Raw genomic sequence first — 17,484 nt, forward strand, 5'->3', positions numbered from 1 at the left:
ATGTATGCGGCGCATGATGCCGTCGATGACCGAATTGCAGGCGTTTGAAGCGTCGGCCAGGCACAGCAGCTTTACCGCGGCCGCGCGGGCGCTGCATGTGACGCAGGGGGCGGTGAGCAAGCAGGTGCGCAGCCTGGAGTCTCTTCTCGGCGTAGAGTTGTTCGAACGCGTGCGCCAGCGGCTAATACTGACGCCGGCCGGCGTGCGCTATCTGGAACGAGTCCGGCCCACGCTCGACGAGATCGAGGCGGCCACGGTAGAAGCGGCGGGACGAGAACAACAGGCGGGGACGCTGCATATCGCGAGCATGCCGACGCTCGGCGCCAAATGGCTGATCCCGCGCTTGCCCCAGTTCTTTGCGCGGCATCCCGAAGTCCGGCTCGAGTTTGTCCCGCACGCGCAGGGCTATGTTTTTGCCGAGCCCGAACTGGACGCGGCGATCCGCTTTGGCGTGGGCGTCTGGCCCGGGAGTCTGGCCGACTACATGATCGGCCGCGAAATCGTGCCCGTGTGCCGGCCGGCTTTGGTGGCCGGCCATCCGGGCGGCGTGGTCGGCGCGCCCGCAGAGCTGCAGCAATATCCATTGCTGCACCACACGACAGTGCCGGAAGCCTGGCCCGACTGGTTCGCTGAACTTGGCGTGCCGACGCGCGATGCCTGGGCCGGGGCGCGTTTCGACCAGTTTTCGCTGCTCACGCAAGCGGCGCTATCGGGTCTTGGCATTGCGCTGATTCCGCGTTGCCTGATCGAGGAAGAGCTGGCCAACGGCGCACTGGTGGTCGCGCATCCGGCGCGCGTGCTCAGCAACAAGGGCTATTACCTGTGCTACCCCGAGCACAAGCAACATCTGCCTGCCTTGCAGACTTTCCGTGCCTGGCTGATGGAGGGTACCGACACGCGCGGCTGACTTTGTTGCCTCGCGGCAGCAACAGACAGGGTTTGCCGCCATGTTGCGCGCCTGAGCCGTCGCGGACACTGCCCCGCAAAAGAACAGAGGCGGGGTCAATCCATGGATCGAAGGCAATTTGTGTGGACGACGACAGCCATTGGCGGGGCGGCCGCTGTGGCAAGGGGCGCTCGGGCGGCTGGAGCGGCGCCGGGGATTTATCCGGACCGCATCGTGTTCGGCCAGACTATCGGTTTCGACAGTGTGTGGGGCGGTCCGTACCGCAGCTACACCGAAGGTCTGCTCACGTACTTTAACCACGTCAACGCGAAGGGCGGCGTCCATGGCCGCCGGCTGATTGTGAAGCGGCGCGAGGACAACTACGTGCCTGAGAAGACGGTCGCCAATGTGCAGGCGTTCCTTCAGGACGAAGTTTTCGGGCTGGTCTGCATGGCAGGCACCGGCAACACGCTTGCGGCGCTGCCGCTGATCGGGCAGCACCGGCTTCCGGTGGTCGGCACATTCACAGGCGCACCGGACGTGCGCCGCGATGCCGCGCCGTTGTTCCACACTCGCGGTGGCTACGTCGACGAAGTGATGCGCATGGTCCAGCATGCGGCCACGATCGGCCTGAAGCGGATCGCCGTGGTCTACCAGGACAACGCGTTCGGCAAGGTGAACGCCGATGCGGCGGTCGATGCGGCGCGCAAATACGGCGCAGAGATCGCCACCATGGTTGTTCATAGCGTGAAGGGCGACGACGTCGCCGCTGTCGTGGCAAAGCTGCGGGGCGCGAGGGCGCAAACCACGCTGCTGTTCACCGCGCCGCAATCGGTAACGGACATCCTGACGGCCCATCAGTCTCGGTATGGCCCATTGCCGTATCCGTGGATACTGTCTGTCACCTCGGCCAGGCAGGTGTTCGAAAAGGCTGGCGACCTGTCGCGCGGCGTGGCGGTCACGCAGATCATGCCCAACCCGGCCTCACGCGTTGTGCCGCTGGCGCGCGAATTCCAGGACGTGCTCGACAAGGCCGGCGTCAGCGACAACCGGACCTACGAGGCCGTGGAAGGATTCGTGACGGCGAAAGTGGTGGTCGAGGGCCTGCTTGCGTGCGGTGCCAATCCGACCCGCGAATTGTTCATCAGCAAGCTGGAGGCATTCGGCAAGCGCGAGTTTGGCGGCTTGCGCGTGCACTATGACCGCAACCGGCACAGCGGTCCCGACTATGTGGAAATCGCGATGATTGGCAACGGTGGCCGCATCATCAGCTGAAAAGAAGAGAGGCGCTGCCGGGCGCCTCTCTTGTGTCTCTTACTTCGACAACACCTTCATCGCCGATTCGAGCCCCGCCAGCGTGACGGGGTACATGCGACCCTTCATTAGCTGGTTGATAACCGTGATCGACTGGCGGTATTGCCACAAGCCTTCCGGTTCCGGGTTGAGCCAGACGAAGTGCGGGAACTGCTCGGTCACGCGGTTGAGCCACACCGAGCCGGCCTCGGTGTTGTTGTATTCGACCGAGCCGCCCGGCTGCAGGATCTCGTACGGGCTCATCGTCGCATCGCCGACGAAGATGACCTTGTAGTCGGGCGTGTACTTGTGCAGCAGATCCCACGTATTGAGCTTTTCAGCATGGCGGCGCCGGTTGTTGCGCCACACGTGGTCGTACAGGCAGTTGTGGAAGTAGTAGTACTCGAGGTGCTTGAACTCGGTCTTGGTCGCGGAGAACAGTTCTTCCACGCGCTTGATGTGGTCGTCCATCGAGCCGCCCACATCCATCAGCATAAGCACCTTGACCTTGTTATGGCGCTCGGGCCGCAGCTTGATGTCGAGCAGGCCGGCGTTGGCCGCGGTGGAGTGGATGGTGTCGTCGAGATCCAGCTCGGTGTCGGCGCCATCGCGCGCGAACCGGCGCAGGCGGCGCAGTGCGACCTTGATGTTGCGCGTGCCGAGCTCGACCTGATCGTCGTAGTCCTTGTAGGTGCGCGCGTCCCACACCTTGATCGCGGTGCGGTTGCCCTTGGACGGACCGCCGATGCGGATACCCTCGGGGTTGTAGCCGCCGTGCCCGAACGGCGAGGTGCCGCCCGTGCCGATCCACTTGTTGCCGCCCTCGTGCTTTTCCTTCTGCTCTTCGAGCAGTTGCTTCAGGCGCTCCATGAGCTTGTCGAGTCCGCCCATGGCCTCGATTTTTGCTTTTTCCTCGGGCGACAGCTCGCGTTCGAGCGTCTTCTGCAGCCAGTCGAGCGGGATGTCGGACTTCCAGTCGACCAGGCTTTCCACGCCCTTGAAGTACGCGCCGAAGGTCTGGTCGAACTTGTCGAAGTGCTTCTCGTCCTTGACCAGGGTCATGCGCGCCAGGTAGTAGAACTCGTCGATCGACGGCGTGATGACCTGGGCCTTGAGCGCCTCGAGCATGGTCAGGTATTCCTTGACCGAGACCGGCAGCTTGGCGTGGCGCAGCGAGAAGAAGAAGTCGATCAGCATGATGCCTCGCGATCAGTGTGGCAGCAGGCGGCGCGCTTCAGCGCGGCCGCTCGAGCTGGAATTGCAGGTGGTTGCGCACCGTCGGCCATTCGCTCGCGATGATCGAGAACACCACGGTGTCGCGTAGCGAGCCGTCCGGCATGCGCATGTGGTTGCGCAGCACGCCGTCCTGCTTCGCGCCCAGGCGCGCAATAGCCGTGCGGCTCTGGTGGTTCATCCAGTGCGTGCGGAACTCCACGGCAATGCATTCGAGCTGCTCGAACGCATGGCGCAGCAGCATCAGCTTGCACTCGGTGTTCAGCGGCGTGCGTTGAACACTTTGCGCGTACCACGTGGAGCCGATCTCGACGCGCCGGTTGGCGGCGTCGATGTTCATGTACGTCGTCATGCCGGCGAGCTGGCCACTTGCGTCGCGCACCGCGAAGGGCTGCATCGAGCCTTGCTGCTGCAGACCCAGACGCCGCGCGATCTCAGCTTCCATGCGCTCGGGCGCCGGCACGCTCGTGTACCAGAGTTTCCACAGGTCACCGTCCGCAGCCGCGGCACGCAGGCCTTCCGCATGCTCGGGCCGAAGTGGCTCGAGCGTGGCGTGACGTCCCGACAGTGTGACGGGCTGGATGAAATCGCTCATCAGCGGTTCGACCGGTTCATGAACACCAGCCGCTCGAACAGGTGCACGTCCTGCTCGTTCTTGAGCAGCGCGCCGTGCAGCGGCGGGATCGCGGCCTTCTTGTCCGGGCTCTTCAGCGCCTCGGGCGGGATGTCCTCGGCCATCAGAAGCTTGAGCCAGTCGATCAGTTCCGAGGTCGACGGCTTCTTCTTCAGGCCCGGAAGGTTGCGCATCTCGTAGAACGATTCCAGCGCGGCCGCCACCAGTTCGCGCTTGATGCCGGGGTAGTGCACGTCGACGATGCGCTGCATGGTCTCGGCATCGGGGAACTTGATGTAGTGGAAGAAGCAGCGGCGCAGGAACGCGTCGGGCAATTCCTTCTCGTTGTTCGACGTGATGATCACCAGCGGACGGTGCCTGGCCTTCACGAGTTCGCGCGTCTCGTAGACGTAGAACTCCATGCGGTCGAGTTCGCGCAGCAGGTCGTTCGGGAATTCGATGTCGGCCTTGTCGATCTCGTCGATCAGCAGCACGATCTGCTCGTCGGCTTCGAACGCCTGCCACAGCACGCCCTTCACGATGTAGTTGCGGATGTCATGCACGCGGTCGTCGCCGAGCTGCGAATCGCGCAGGCGCGACACTGCGTCGTACTCGTACAGGCCCTGCTGTGCCTTGGTGGTGGACTTGATATGCCACTGCAGCAACGGCATGCCCAGCGCGGCGGCCACTTCCTCGGCCAGCATGGTCTTGCCCGTGCCGGGCTCGCCCTTGATCAGCAGCGGACGCTGCAGCGTGCGCGCGGCGTTGACGGCCAGCTTGAGGTCATCGGTGGCGACATACTGGTCACTACCTTCGAATTTGACCTGCTGGGAGGAGGCTTGGGCGGAAGCGTTGGCGGTGTTGGACATGAGGCAACCTGAGGTGACGGCCGGCACCCGGCTGGATGATGCCGGGTCGGCGCATTGAGCGCAGTCTCTTCGCGCTGTGACGCGCGCTTTCTTTATGGAAACTGGATTCGCGAACGGTCGTTCGGATTCCCTGAATGGACGAGTATAAAAGACCTTTGCGGTTCGTGTTGGGACACGCTGACATCCCGGCCGCGCCCGGGGCCGTTGGCTGGACTGCCAGGTGCCGCCTGCTGTACAATGCGGCGGTTTGACGCGCCCCCACGTCCAGTTCTCCAGTATCCGGCAGTCCGCGTTCAGAAGTCCCTGCGGCCCTTCCGGGTCGCGGCGATTGCGCGAGGTGGTTCCAGAATGGTGTTCCACATCCCGGCAACGAACCGGATGCGAAAAGTCTGGCGGATTGCTCCCTGGCCGCTGGCTGCCAGGCTTCCCCCAGAAGCATTCTGAGACCGTCTCCGCCCGGCAGGGCAGGTCACGCACGGTTTAACTTCCAATCCGCAAAGACAATGAAAAAGCTCCTCACGATGGTGGTGCTGGGCGCGGCTGCAACGGCCGCACAGGCACAGGAAGTCAAGGGCAATGGAGACGCTGCCAAGGACAAGGTTGCAATGTGCATCGGATGCCACGGCATTCCGGGCTACCGTGCGTCGTTCCCCGAAGTCTATGAAGTGCCGATGCTGGGCGGCCAGAGCGCCAAGTACATCGAGAATGCGCTGAAGTCCTACCAGAAGGGCGATCGCAAGCACCCGACCATGCGCGGCATCGCCGCTTCGCTGTCCGATCAGGACATCGCCGACGTGGCTGCGTACTACTCGCAGCAGAAGGGCGGCTCGCAGAACAACTCCCTCAAGTAAGAGACACCGGATCATGAAGACGCTTCAGACGCTTTCGTTCGCGATTGGCGCACTCGTGCTGGGTGCCTCCGCTGCCACCGCCTCGGCGGCCGACCTCGCCGCCGGCAAGGCGCTCGTGGAAAAGGGCAACTGCGTGGCCTGTCATGGCCAGGGCCTGAACGCCCCGATCTCGCCGGACTATCCGAAGCTGGCCGGGCAGCATGCCGACTACCTCTACCACGCGCTGCTGTCGTACCAGGTTTCGGGCGTGCCGCAAGTGGGCCGCTCCAACGCGATCATGGCCGGCCAGGTCAATGCCAACCCGGCAGTCACGGGCAAGGATGGCAAGCCGCGTCCGTTCACGCGCAAGGAGCTGAAGGACATCGCCGCGTATATCGAGTCCCTGCCGGGTGACCTGGTGCTGAAGAAGTAAGCTGCACGCAGGGCAGGCTACAAAAAAGCCGCTTCAATATGAAGCGGCTTTTTGTTTTGCGGTGTACGCGAGGCATTGCCCCGCGTCTTGGGCTCAGTTGCCGCTGCCGCTTGCCAGTCGGCGGGCCTTGACGGCCTCGGCCAGCGTTTCCAGCACCTTGACCGATTCGTCCCAGCCGATGCACGCGTCGGTTACCGACTGGCCGTAGGTCAGGCTTTCTACCGGCGTACCCTGGACATGGTCCTGACGGCCTGCCACCAGGTGCGATTCGACCATCACGCCGACGATGCGGTCATCACCGGCGGCGAGCTGGCGGCCGATGTCTTCGCACACGGGAATCTGATTCTCGTGCTTCTTGCTGCTGTTGGCGTGCGAGGCATCGATCATCAGGCGAGCGGCCAGGCCCGCCTTGGCGATCGCATCGCACGCTTCCTGCACGCTCGCGGCGTCGTAGTTCGGCGCCTTGCCGCCGCGCAGGATAATGTGGCAGTCCTCGTTGCCGGAGGTCGACACGATCGCCGAATGGCCGCCTTTGGTCACCGACAGGAAATGGTGCGGCTGCGATGCAGCCTTGATAGCATCGACGGCGATCTTCACGTTGCCATCGGTGCCGTTCTTGAAGCCTACCGGGCACGACAGTCCCGACGCCAGCTCGCGGTGCACCTGCGACTCCGTCGTACGCGCGCCGATCGCGCCCCAGCTCACGAGGTCGGCGATGTACTGCGGGCTGATCATGTCGAGATACTCGGTGCCGGTCGGCACGCCTAGTTCGCTGATATTCAGCAGCAGTTCGCGCGCGGTGCGCAGGCCGTCGTTGATCTTGAAGCTGCCGTCCATGAACGGGTCGTTGATCAGGCCCTTCCAGCCCACCGTGGTACGCGGTTTTTCGAAGTAGACCCGCATCACGATTTCAAGCTCGTTGGCAAAGCGCTCGCGCTGGACCTTCAGCAGCTTCGCGTATTCGAGCGCGGCCTTGGTGTCGTGGATCGAGCACGGGCCGATGATGACGATCAGGCGGTCATCCATGCCGTGCAGGATCCGATGCATGGACTGGCGCGCGGCGTAGATCACGTCCGAGGCCTTTTCGGAGCAGGCGAACTCGCGGATCAGGTGCGCGGGCGGCAGCAGTTCCTTGAGTTCACGGATGCGCAGGTCGTCGGTGTTCTTCAGCATGATGGGTCCGGTCTTGTGAGGTCGTAGGTCTGGGCGAAACAAGTAAAAAGGCAGATATAAAAAAACCGCCAGTCTTGCTGGCGGTTTTTTCTTTTCGGTTCGGGGCGCTTACAGCCGTCCCTCCCTATCCGCCAGCGGTGTGGGTTCGCCAAAAAAGTAAAAGTAAAACTTAGCGGACATGGCGGAGAAGGATTTGGCTGAGGTCAGCTTGAATTCGATTTCGTTTCGAGGCGCGGCATTTATGCTGCGCCGCGTGACAACGGGGCAGAAAATTGCGCAGACACCGTCAAAAACTCGGGGTGCGGCGAGTCACTGCCGAAGTACGAAGCATCTTTATAGCGCGTTTTGCAAAAGTTGGCAAGTGTCGCGCCCAGCCCGCAGCCGGCCAGGGCGCGATCGCCATCGATTACGCCGTGCCGCCTACCGTCATGTTTTCGATGCGAAGCGTCGGCTGGCCGACGCCCACCGGCACGCTCTGGCCTTCCTTGCCACACACGCCCACGCCCGAGTCCAGCCGCATGTCGTTGCCGATCATGGTCACGTCCTTAAGCGATTCCGGGCCGTTGCCGACCAGCGTGGCGCCCTTGACGGGGTAGGTGATCTTCCCGTCCTCGATCATGTACGCCTCGCTCGCCGAGAACACGAACTTGCCGTTGGTGATATCGACCTGGCCGCCGCCGAAATTCACGGCATACAGACCCTTCTTCACGCTGGCGATGATCTCCTGCGGATCGCGGTCGCCGTTGAGCATGTAGGTGTTGGTCATGCGCGGCATCGGCAGCGCGGCGTAGCTTTCGCGGCGCGCGTTGCCGGTCACGGGCATCTTCATCAGGCGCGCGTTGAGCGTGTCCTGGATATAGCCACGCAGGATGCCGTCCTCGATCAGCGTGGTGCACTGGGTCGCGTTGCCTTCGTCGTCGAGGTTGAGCGAGCCGCGGCGGTTGGCCAGCGTTCCGTCGTCGACCACCGTCACGCCCTTGGCGGCCACGCGTTCGCCCATGCGGCCCGCGAAGGCCGACGAGCCCTTGCGGTTGAAGTCGCCCTCCAGGCCGTGGCCCACGGCTTCGTGCAGCAGCACGCCGGGCCAGCCCGGACCGAGCACCACGGTCATCGCGCCGGCCGGTGCGGGACGTGCGTCGAGGTTGACCAGCGCCGACGACACGGCCTCATCGACATACTTCTGCAGCAGTTCATCCGTGAAGTAGCCGTAGGCATATCGGCCGCCGCCGCCGGACGAACCCATCTCGCGTCGCCCGTTGTGTTCGGCGATGACGGTGACCGACACGCGCACGAGCGGGCGCACGTCCGCGGCGAGCACGCCGTCGCTGCGCGCCACCAGCACCACGTCATATTCGCCAGCCAGGCCAGCCATGACCTGCACGACGCGCGGATCCTTCGCGCGCGCCATGCGCTCGACGCGCTCGAGCAGGGCCACTTTCTCGGCAGCGGCCATCGAATCGAGCGGGTCGTTCGGCGTGTACAGGTTGCGGCCGGTTTGCGAGGCCAGTTCGCCAGCCACCTTGACGCGGCCGCTGCCGGCGCGGCCGATGGTGCGCGTGGCCGCGGCGGCCTGCGACAGCGCGGGCAGGCTGATGTCATCCGAATAGGCAAAGGCCGTCTTGTCGCCCGAGACCGCGCGTACACCGACGCCCTGGTCGATGCTGAAGCTGCCCGATTTGACGATGCCTTCTTCCAGGCTCCACGCCTCGTTGCGCGTGTACTGGAAATACAGGTCGGCATAGTCGACCTTGTGCGTGAAGATGTCGGCCAGTACGCGCTGCAGCTTGGCTTCGTCCAGGCCGTACGGCGCCAGCAGCAGTTGCTGCGCGGTGGCAAGGTTGCGGATTCCGAGATCGCCGGCGTTCATGAACAGTCCTTTTCTTTCTTGCAGATGCGCCGACATGGTCGCCGGCGTCGTGAATCAGGTTGGAAGGCGGAGTTACCGCCAATGCTACAGCACCCGGTGTCGCAGCGCGGGCAGGTTCTGTCGGACTTCGGCTAGCCGCGCCGGGTCGATCACGCCGCTGACCACGCCTTCGCCTTCGGGCAGCATGGCCAGCACTTCGCCCCATGGGTCGACCAGCATCGAATGGCCCCAGGTACGCCGGCCATTCTCGTGCTTGCCGCCCTGTGCCGCGGCAAGCACATAGCACTGGTTTTCGATCGCACGCGCACGCAACAGGATTTCCCAGTGTGCCTGTCCGGTGGTGTAGGTGAAGGCGGCGGGCATCAGGATCAGGCTCGCGCCGTCGCCGCCGGCCAGACCGCGATAGAGTTCAGGGAAGCGCAGGTCGTAGCACACCGACATTGCTACGCGTCCACATGGCGCGTCGAAGCTGACGGGCGTGTTGCCCGCGAGGATGGTGCGCGATTCGTCATAGCTTTCCGCGCCGCGCGTAAAGCCGAACAGGTGGATTTTGTCGTAGCGCGCCACGCGTTCGCCGCGCGGGTCGAACGCGAGCGACGTGTTGTAGACGCGGTCGTCGTCGCCGCACCACATCGGCAGGGTGCCCCCCACCAGCCAGACGCGGTGGCGCTTCGCGGCATCGGCCAGGAACCGTTGCACGGGGCCGTCGCCGTCCTGTTCGCGGATGGCGATCTTGTCGGATTCGCGCTGGCCCATCATGCAGAAGTATTCGGGCAACAGCACCAGTTCCGCGCCGCCGCGCGCGGCTTCGGCAATCAGCGATTCAGCACGTGCGAGGTTGGCGTCGAGCGACGTGCCGGTCACGGTCTGGATGGCGGCAACACGGAACGGGGCAGGGGCTTGCATGGGTCGTTTCCTCTGGCAGCGCGCCGCGGCGCGGGGATCAGCGCTGCAGGGCCGGCTCGGCGCGGTTCTGGTACGTCGGATGTTGCGGCTTATTGTCCCCCAGATTGCCGATCTGCGGGTTGGCCCAGCTGCCCGTGATGCGGTAGTGCTGCGTGAACACCTTGGAGAACTCGTCGGCAAACAGCAGCTGCGCGGCGAGCGTGCCGATACCCAGTACCGGGTTGATGAACGCCGCCGCCACCGACGTGGTGGTGGCGTTGATGCGCGGCACCACGCGCACATCGATGTCCTGGGTTTCGCGCAGCAGATTGGCCGATCCCGTCATGCTCGCAATGATCTGCGGGCTCTTCAGTTCGAAATCCTGGATGGTGCCGACGCCGTTCTCGATGGTTCCGGAACCGGTGATGCGGTCGAACAGCAGGCCGCGCCCCGACAGCGTGCGGAAATCCAGCGTGGCAAAGCGCAACAGGCCTTGCAGGCTGAGCACGCCGAGCAGGCGCGCGGCGCCCGGGTCGACGCTGAGGATCTGTCCGTTCTCAAGATCGATCGATAGCCGGCCAGTCAGAGTCGGGTAGTCGATCGACATCGGCGAGCCGCGCCACACCACGCGGCCTTCGAGCTTGCCCTTGCCGTCGCGCAGCGTGTGCGGCAGGCCCAGCCGTTCCAGCGTTGCGCCCGCGTCACGGATGTCGATGGCAAAGGTCAGCGCCGTGCGGCGCGGGGCATTGGCCGCGTCGCCGTCGCGCAGCCGGCGCGGCACGCGCCACGTGCCGCTGCCGGTCAGCGTGGCACCAGGCTGGTCGATCAGCAGCCGCTCCAGCGTCCAGACTGGTTCGTCGCCGCTCTTGCTGCTGTGAGCCACTACCTCGAGCTTGCCGAAGTCATGCCCGTGCAGCGTGAACTGCTCGGCGACCAGGTCGATGGACGGCAGGGTGTCGATGCTGTTGGCGATCGCGTCGACGACATTGTGTTCGTCGTTCGCATCGGGCACGTTCAGACGGCTCAGGCGCAGGCGCATGGCGCCGGAACCGGACGGCCCTTCGGCGCGCCATTGCATATTGCCGGCGATCTGGCGCGATTCCAGCTTGACGTCCCAGCCGGCGGCCTCGCGCGCCGCATCGACCGTGACGTCGTCGAGCGTGCGACCCGCGGCGTGCAGCGTGCGCATGCGTGCGTTGATGCGCTCAGGCAGGAACGCCGGCGGGCTGGCGCGATGGCTGCCATCGCCCTGCGTGCTGCCAAGGCTGGCCAGTGCCGCGCGCCAGCCGTCGAAATCGAACTGGTCGAGCGTGGCCACGGCCGTGACGCCGCTTGCGGGCAAGGACGCGGCCTGTTGCAGGCCGATACCGCCGGCCACCACCTCGGTGTCGCCGCCATTGCGGTCCGAGCGCAGCAGATAGCGCGCGTTGAGCGCGCCGCCAAGCTGGACCACTACCTCTTCCAGGCCGGTGCGTCCCGGAGCGGGCCGCAGGTCGAAGCGCAGCGGCATGTCTTGCGCGGCGGTCTTGGCCAGCGGCGCGGGCAGGCCGATGGCCATGCCGTTGAGGTCCGAGTTGACCTGGACCTGCGTCTGCTTCTCGTGCGAACTGAACACCGCGCTGTAAGCGGTACTGCCTTCCAGGCGGGCCGCCAGCGTGGCCAGCGAAGAACCCGTTGCCGCTTCGCGCATGCCGGCTCCCGTGGCATTGCCGTTCGCGGTCACGCGCACGCTGCCGTCGGGCTGCGATCCACCGCCGATGCTCACTTCGCCACCGAGGAAGCGGGCACGCATGTTCTCCAGCTGGAAGCCATGCTCGTTGAAGGCAATAACGCCGCTGGCGCCGCTCAGTTGCGGGATCTGCGGATTGAGCACGACGTCGTTGCCCGGAAACCGGAAGCTGCCCTCGACGCGCGTGGCGTTGGCGTTGGTCAGCGGCATATCGAGCTTGAGCTTGAGTTCGCCGTTGCCCTGCGCGCGCGCGTTGTCCGCAAAGTGTCCGGTCCACTCGCGCACGGGTGAGGCCGCCATATAGCGCAGGAAGCCCTGCACGGCGCCGCTCGCACCGCCGTCTATCTCCAGGCGGCCGTGGTCGCTGAGGTCATCGATGCGGCCGTTCACGTCCTGCAGCGTCACGCCGGCAATGCCCAGGACGGTGGCGCGGCGGGCCACGAACGACATGCCGCCGCGCTCGAACAGCACCTGGCCGTCGATATCGGCAAACGTTGGCCACAGCGGAGCGCCCCCGGGGGCGGTGTCGTGCGCGGCGATCTGGTACCTGACCTGCCGGATCGGTACTTCGACACGGAAATCGCCGGCTTTTTCGTACGGTCCATGGAACGGGAAATGCGTCAGGTCGCCCTTGAGCACGAAGCGCACGCCGCTCGCTTCGCCGCCGGCCAGCGCGCCCGCCAGGTAGTGGCGCGTGCCGCTGGGAATGCCCGTCGGCAGATAGCGCGGCACGCGCGCGACCTGCGCGCGGCTCAGTTCGCCGCTCAGGTCGGCAATGCCGGATGCGCTGTCGCCGCCAGTGCGCCACGTGCCGTTCACGCTGCCCGCCGTGTCGGCATTGGCAAAGCGGATGTTTTCCACGTTGACTGCCGTGTTGCCGTCCTGGCGGGTCCAGCGCACATCGCCGCTGATCTCGTCGAAGGGCAGGCGCGGCTCGTCGAACATGCCGGGCAGGACCAGCGCGGCATTGCTGCCTTCGACATGCACCTTGCCCTGCCGGTCATCGAAACTGAACGTGCCAGACAGGTTGGCAAAGCCCGGCACGCCCAGGTTCGGCTTGCCGTTGGGCCCGACAGCGGGCACTGCTGGCTGGCCATTGACCGACACATTGCGCAGTGTGCCCTGAACGGTGTAGTGGGCCTTGCCCGGGCGGCGTTCGAGCACACCCGCGCGGTCGCGATTCCAGTTCACGTTCAGGTTGTCGATATGGCCTGCCGGCTGCAAGGCGCGCAACTGGCGCAGCACCGCGGTATCGATCGGCATCGACGTGGCCAATGCTCGCACTGTGTTGAGGTCGAACGTCGGCGCCTTCAGCGTGAACTTGCGCAACTGGTCCTTGTTATCTCGGGCCCATCCCAGCGTGACCTGCCGCATGCCTTCGCGCCAGGCGGTGTCGCTGGGGGAGGGCGGGCCGGCAGCCGGGCGAGGCTGCCACAGCAGGGTGTTGATGGTCAGCAGGTTGTTGCCTTCTCGGTCGCTGCGATGCACGAGGAAGGCCTGCGTATTGGCGAGTTGCAGGGCTTCGCTGGCGCCTGCGAGTTGCAGGTCGATGCCGCTGCCGCGCAGTCGCGCCTGGCTGCGCACGATGCGGCCGCCGCTGAACTCCACGGTACCGTCGGTGCTGAAGCTGCCACCCGACACGCGTTCGAACACGGTCAGGTAGCGTTGCACCACCGGTAGTTGCAGTTGCGTCACGTCCCAGCTTGCCTGCCCCGACCAGTAGCGCCAGTTGCCGGCGCTGTGCAGGTAGTCGTGGCGCAGGCTCGCGCGCAACACCAGCGGCCGCGGCGCCAGCGCTTCGGACTGCGCCTCCAGGCTGATCTCGTGGTGCAGGCCATTGCGCTGGGCGCTGAAGTGGATCTGGGCCACGTCGAGTTGCGGCAGGCGGCCCTTTTCGTCCAGCCAGCGCAGCTTGCCGTCCCTCAGCTCCATATTGCCCTGGCCCATCAGCCAGTCAAGGAAGCGGTTGTCGTCGGGCTTGCCGCGGGCAGTATCGACGGCCATGCCCGCGACGAGCAGCTTGCCTTCGGTCGTGCGGCGCACAAGCACATCGGTCCCCGAAGCATCGAGCGTCACGAACTGCAGGTCCATGCTGAACAGCGAGCGCCAGGCCAGCTTGCCGTCCAGTGCACCGGCCGCGAGCAGCGTGCGCTGCTGGGCATCGACCAGCTTGAGGCCGCGTGCGCGGAAGGCCGGATGCCAGCCGTCCCAATAGGTATCGAGCGAATCGATGGTCAGTTTGGCCGACAGCGCCAGCGTGCCGCGGTCTTCCAGCCATTGCCGCGCGGCGGACGCCTGCGGCCAGAGCACAAAACGGATCAGCAGGCCAGCCACAAGGGCCAGCGCAGCCAAAGCCAGGGCCAGGCGGGCCAGCGTGCGGCCCAGTCCGCGCCAGACCGGATGGCGCACCGCGGCGCGCAGCGACCCGGCGCAAAGGCGTGCAAACGCGCGCAGGCGATCGGCAGGCGAAACCGGCGTCGGGGCAGCAGGGGATGCAATGGAAGGGGCCAGGCCGGCGACGGCCTCCTGGCTACCCGCGCCCGCATTGGGGTTGGAGCCGTCAGCGGGGTTTGGGGCGCGGCTGGACATGCGCAGATTATCCGACAATACTAGCCGCTCTCCAATCTGGCGCCCGGCCTTTGTATGTTGCAAACAGTTGACACGCAAGGGATGCCGCGGGCGCGCCGCACCTGTCCCTGCATTTCAAGTTACTGGAATGACTGCCTCTGATCCGACGAGTTCCGCCGCGGGCACCACCGCCGAAATCCAACCCGGTCAATATGGCGCAGGCGCCACGGGCCAGCCGTTATGCGACATGGCCTGCGGCGCATTCGCCACTACCGCTGCCACAGGGCCGGAACCGGTCGATTTCGAGGGCCACGTATTGTACTCGGCCTCGTACTCGCATTACACAAGGCGTGTCCTCCTGGCCAGGCCGGAGCTGCCGGGCATCGTTTCCGCCGCTGCGGCGCAGCCGCTGACCAGGGCCTGGATGAGCGAGCGCCTGAAGGCCTTGCAGGAGCCTTCGGCCGACATGGAGGAGTCCGTCAAGCGCGCCCTGCGGCGTCTGCGTGCCGAGGTCATGTGCGTGGCGATCGAGCGAGACCTGCGCGGCCAGGCGACGCTGGCCGAAGTCACGGGTGCGATGACCGACCTTGCCGAGCTTTGCATCCAGCACGGCCTGGCCATGCTCGGCGACGACCTGGCCGCGACTTACGGCAGGCCGGTCGGCGAACAGAGCGGGGAGGTGCAGGAGCTTGTCGTGGTCGGCATGGGCAAGCTGGGCGGCCGCGAACTCAATGTGTCGTCCGATATCGACCTGATCTTCCTGTACGACGAAGACGGCGAGACCCGCGGCGGCACGCGCAGCCTGTCCAACCATGAGTACTTCATTCGGCTCGGCCGGCGCCTGATCAACCTGCTGGCCGACGTGACCGGCGACGGCTACGTGTTCCGCGTCGACATGCGCCTGCGGCCCAACGGCGACGCGGGTCCGCTTGCCTGCAGCTTCGGCATGCTCGAGGAATACCTCGTGGTGCAGGGCCGCGAATGGGAGCGCTATGCGTGGATCAAGGGCAGGGTAGTGTCGGCGCTCGACACCCCGCATGCCCAGCGCACGGCGGCGCTGCTCGCGCGGCTGACCACGCCGTTCGTGTTCCGGCGCTACCTGGACTACGGCGTGATCGCGGCAATCCGCTCGCTGCACGCCCAGATCCGCAGCGAGGCGGCGAAGCGCAGCGGCGGCCTGGCCGGGCATGGCGTCAACCAGCGTTCGTTCAATATCAAGCTCGGCCGCGGCGGCATCCGCGAGATCGAGTTCATGGCGCAGGTGTTCCAACTGATCCGAGGCGGGCAGGACCCCGCGCTGCGCGTGCGACCGACGCTCGAGGTGCTGGCCGTCGCCGTCGACCGCGGCCTGTTGCCCGCAGCCCAGGCCGCGCAACTCTGCGATGCCTACCGCTTCCTGCGCCAGCTCGAACACCGCTTGCAGTATCGCGACGACGCCCAGACCCACCACCTGCCGACCACGCCGGAAGAACAGCTCGCAGTCGCGCAGATGATGGGCTGCGCCGACTGGGCCGCGCTGACCGACAAGCTCGCGGCGCTGCAGGAGCCGGTCGCGCAGCAGTTCGAGGCCACGTTCTCGGACCCCGACGCCTCGCCGTGCGAGGCGCTTTGGCCAGGCATCGTGCTCGAAGACCAGCAGGCGCGCAGCACACAGGACGGGCCCGACCAGAGCGGTCCGGATACGGAGGTGTCGCCATGCCAGCGCCTGCAGGAAGCAGGCTTTACCGATTGCACCGGGCTGTTCGACAGGTTGCGCGCGATCGCCACATCACTGCGCTACCGCGCGCTGTCCGAATCGAGCCGCGTGCGTTTTGACCAGCTGGTCAACCGTGCACTCGATCTTGCGGCCAGGCAGAAGGACGCGGACAGCACCATTACGCGCTTTATCGATTTCCTGGAGGCGATCAGCCGCCGCGCATCGTATCTGTCGCTGCTGTCGGAATACCCGCAGGCCATGGACCGCGTCGCGCATACGCTGCATGCGTCGCGCTGGGCGGCCGCCTACCTGACGCGCCATCCGCAACTACTTGACGAGCTGCTGGACAGCGATGCGCTGGCGGGCGCGCCCGACTGGCCCGCATTCCGGCGCCGGCTGGCCGAGCGGCTGCTGGCCGCGGACGGCCAGATCGAGCAGCAGATGGACGTCCTGCGCCGCGAGCATCATGCCGAGACCTTCCGCATCCTGCTGCAGGATCTGCAGGGGCTGCTGACTGTCGAGCAGATTGCGGACCGGCTGTCCGACCTGGCCGATGCCATGCTGGAGGCCACGCTGGAAACCGTCTGGCGGCAGCTCGCCACGCGCCATTGCGACAAGCCGCGCTTCGCCGTGATTGCCTACGGGCGCCTGGGCGGCAAGGAACTCGGCTATGCCTCGGACCTCGACATCATCTTCCTGTATGAAGACGAGCACGAGCGCGCGCCGGACGTCTACGCCGCGTACGCGCGGCGCCTGATCACCTGGCTGACGAGCCATACCGCAGCCGGCTCGCTGTTCGACGTGGACATGCGCCTGCGCCCGAACGGCGCGGCGGGACTGCTCGTGACGAGCTTCGACGCGTTCCGCCGCTACCAGCTTCGCGAAGGCGACAACACCGCCTGGGTGTGGGAGCACCAGGCGCTCACGCGTGCACGCTTTTGCGCGGGCGATACTTCGATCGGCGCACGCTTCGAAGCGCTGCGTGACGAGATCCTGCGCCAGCCGCGCGATGCCGCCGCACTGCGCGACGAGATCGTGCAGATGCGCGGCAAGGTGGCTGAGGGGCATCCCAACCCGACACCACTGTTCGACCTGAAGCATGACCGCGGCGGCATGGTGGATATCGAGTTCACCGTGCAGTATCTCGTGCTGCTGCACAGCGGGACGCATCCGCAGCTCACGCGTAACGCGGGCAATATCGCGCTGCTGCGTGAAGCCGGTGAGCTGGGGCTGATCGCCGCCCCGCTGGCCGTGCAGGTTGGCGACGCCTATCGGCAGTTCCGCGCGCTGCAGCACCAGTTGCGGCTCGACGGGCAGGCCCACGCGCGCGTGCCCGCCGAGCAAGTGGCCGAACAGACGGCGCACGTACGGGCCCTCTGGCAGGCCGTATTCCGTGCTGGCTGATCCGA

Annotated in this window: 12 protein-coding genes; 5 read left to right on the forward strand and 7 right to left on the reverse strand. The window is 65.7% G+C overall.

Features of this window, described 5'->3' with window-relative positions; translation table 11 throughout:
* Window positions 1–4: 4 nt before the first annotated feature.
* Complete coding sequence (locus ACIGJG_RS05095; protein WP_041679524.1) at window positions 5–907, forward strand: LysR family transcriptional regulator; 903 nt, start codon at window positions 5–7, stop codon at window positions 905–907.
* Window positions 908–1,120: 213 nt separating this feature from the next.
* A complete protein-coding gene (locus ACIGJG_RS05100; protein ID WP_181184419.1) occupies window positions 1,121–2,161 on the forward strand; it encodes an ABC transporter substrate-binding protein in 1,041 nt (346 codons plus the stop codon).
* Window positions 2,162–2,200: 39 nt separating this feature from the next.
* Here ACIGJG_RS05100 and ACIGJG_RS05105 read toward each other — a convergent pair whose 3' ends face one another.
* Genes ACIGJG_RS05105 through ACIGJG_RS05115 form a run of 3 tightly spaced genes read right to left on the reverse strand, consistent with a single transcriptional unit; the run spans window position 2,201 to window position 4,894 of the window.
* Window positions 2,201–3,376, reverse strand: coding sequence for a vWA domain-containing protein (locus tag ACIGJG_RS05105; protein ID WP_220631446.1), 1,176 nt, complete (start codon window positions 3,374–3,376; stop codon window positions 2,201–2,203).
* Between the two features lie 37 nt (window positions 3,377–3,413).
* Window positions 3,414–4,007 carry a GNAT family N-acetyltransferase gene (locus ACIGJG_RS05110; protein ID WP_483672848.1) on the reverse strand — a complete coding sequence of 198 codons (594 nt, stop codon included), beginning with the start codon at window positions 4,005–4,007 and terminating at the stop codon, window positions 3,414–3,416.
* Complete coding sequence (locus tag ACIGJG_RS05115) at window positions 4,007–4,894, reverse strand: AAA family ATPase (protein ID WP_140950139.1); 888 nt, start codon at window positions 4,892–4,894, stop codon at window positions 4,007–4,009. Before ACIGJG_RS05115 ends, ACIGJG_RS05110 begins: the two co-directional genes overlap by 1 nt.
* A 503-nt stretch (window positions 4,895–5,397) precedes the next feature.
* Between ACIGJG_RS05115 and ACIGJG_RS05120 the strand changes: the two genes are divergently transcribed.
* Window positions 5,398–5,745 (forward strand): c-type cytochrome, encoded by a 348-nt coding sequence (locus ACIGJG_RS05120; RefSeq protein ID WP_011297207.1) that lies wholly within the window; start codon window positions 5,398–5,400, stop codon window positions 5,743–5,745.
* Window positions 5,746–5,758: 13 nt separating this feature from the next.
* Window positions 5,759–6,157, forward strand: coding sequence for a c-type cytochrome (locus tag ACIGJG_RS05125; protein WP_011297208.1), 399 nt, complete (start codon window positions 5,759–5,761; stop codon window positions 6,155–6,157).
* Window positions 6,158–6,250: 93 nt separating this feature from the next.
* Here the strand turns inward: ACIGJG_RS05125 and aroG are convergent, their stop codons facing one another.
* The 4 genes from aroG to ACIGJG_RS05145 all read right to left on the reverse strand — a co-directional run bounded on the left by aroG (window position 6,251) and on the right by ACIGJG_RS05145 (window position 14,400).
* A complete protein-coding gene (gene aroG / locus ACIGJG_RS05130) occupies window positions 6,251–7,330 on the reverse strand; it encodes a 3-deoxy-7-phosphoheptulonate synthase AroG (RefSeq protein ID WP_140950138.1) in 1,080 nt (359 codons plus the stop codon).
* A gap of 406 nt (window positions 7,331–7,736) precedes the next feature.
* On the reverse strand, window positions 7,737–9,197 hold the full coding sequence (gene tldD, locus ACIGJG_RS05135; protein WP_041679861.1) for a metalloprotease TldD: 1,461 nt from the start codon (window positions 9,195–9,197) through the stop codon (window positions 7,737–7,739).
* Between the two features lie 84 nt (window positions 9,198–9,281).
* The gene (locus ACIGJG_RS05140) at window positions 9,282–10,103 is read right to left on the reverse strand and encodes a carbon-nitrogen hydrolase family protein (protein ID WP_011297211.1); all 822 of its coding nucleotides are present in this window, start codon (window positions 10,101–10,103) and stop codon (window positions 9,282–9,284) included.
* A 37-nt stretch (window positions 10,104–10,140) separates the two neighbouring features.
* Entirely contained in the window at window positions 10,141–14,400 is a 4,260-nt protein-coding gene (locus ACIGJG_RS05145; RefSeq protein WP_011297212.1) for a YhdP family protein, read from the reverse strand.
* Window positions 14,401–14,626: 226 nt separating this feature from the next.
* On the opposite strand from ACIGJG_RS05145, the gene glnE reads away from it, so the two are divergent.
* A complete protein-coding gene (glnE, locus tag ACIGJG_RS05150) occupies window positions 14,627–17,479 on the forward strand; it encodes a bifunctional [glutamate--ammonia ligase]-adenylyl-L-tyrosine phosphorylase/[glutamate--ammonia-ligase] adenylyltransferase (protein ID WP_483673051.1) in 2,853 nt (950 codons plus the stop codon).
* Window positions 17,480–17,484 lie beyond the last annotated feature (5 nt).

This window comes from Cupriavidus sp. C1SS-2L (genome assembly GCF_057073735.1).

What these genes read in the sequence shown, in the direction of transcription:
- glnE (WP_483673051.1), top strand. Translation starts at nt 14,627, where the DNA reads ATGGCCTGCGGCGCATTCGCCACTACCGCTGCCACAGGGCCGGAACCG.
- ACIGJG_RS05120 (WP_011297207.1), top strand. Translation starts at nt 5,398, where the DNA reads ATGAAAAAGCTCCTCACGATGGTGGTGCTGGGCGCGGCTGCAACGGCC.
- ACIGJG_RS05115 (WP_140950139.1), bottom strand. Translation starts at nt 4,894, where the DNA reads ATGTCCAACACCGCCAACGCTTCCGCCCAAGCCTCCTCCCAGCAGGTC.
- ACIGJG_RS05095 (WP_041679524.1), top strand. Translation starts at nt 5, where the DNA reads ATGCGGCGCATGATGCCGTCGATGACCGAATTGCAGGCGTTTGAAGCG.
- ACIGJG_RS05145 (WP_011297212.1), bottom strand. Translation starts at nt 14,400, where the DNA reads ATGTCCAGCCGCGCCCCAAACCCCGCTGACGGCTCCAACCCCAATGCG.
- ACIGJG_RS05140 (WP_011297211.1), bottom strand. Translation starts at nt 10,103, where the DNA reads ATGCAAGCCCCTGCCCCGTTCCGTGTTGCCGCCATCCAGACCGTGACC.
- ACIGJG_RS05125 (WP_011297208.1), top strand. Translation starts at nt 5,759, where the DNA reads ATGAAGACGCTTCAGACGCTTTCGTTCGCGATTGGCGCACTCGTGCTG.
- tldD (WP_041679861.1), bottom strand. Translation starts at nt 9,197, where the DNA reads ATGAACGCCGGCGATCTCGGAATCCGCAACCTTGCCACCGCGCAGCAA.
- ACIGJG_RS05110 (WP_483672848.1), bottom strand. Translation starts at nt 4,007, where the DNA reads ATGAGCGATTTCATCCAGCCCGTCACACTGTCGGGACGTCACGCCACG.
- ACIGJG_RS05105 (WP_220631446.1), bottom strand. Translation starts at nt 3,376, where the DNA reads ATGCTGATCGACTTCTTCTTCTCGCTGCGCCACGCCAAGCTGCCGGTC.
- aroG (WP_140950138.1), bottom strand. Translation starts at nt 7,330, where the DNA reads ATGCTGAAGAACACCGACGACCTGCGCATCCGTGAACTCAAGGAACTG.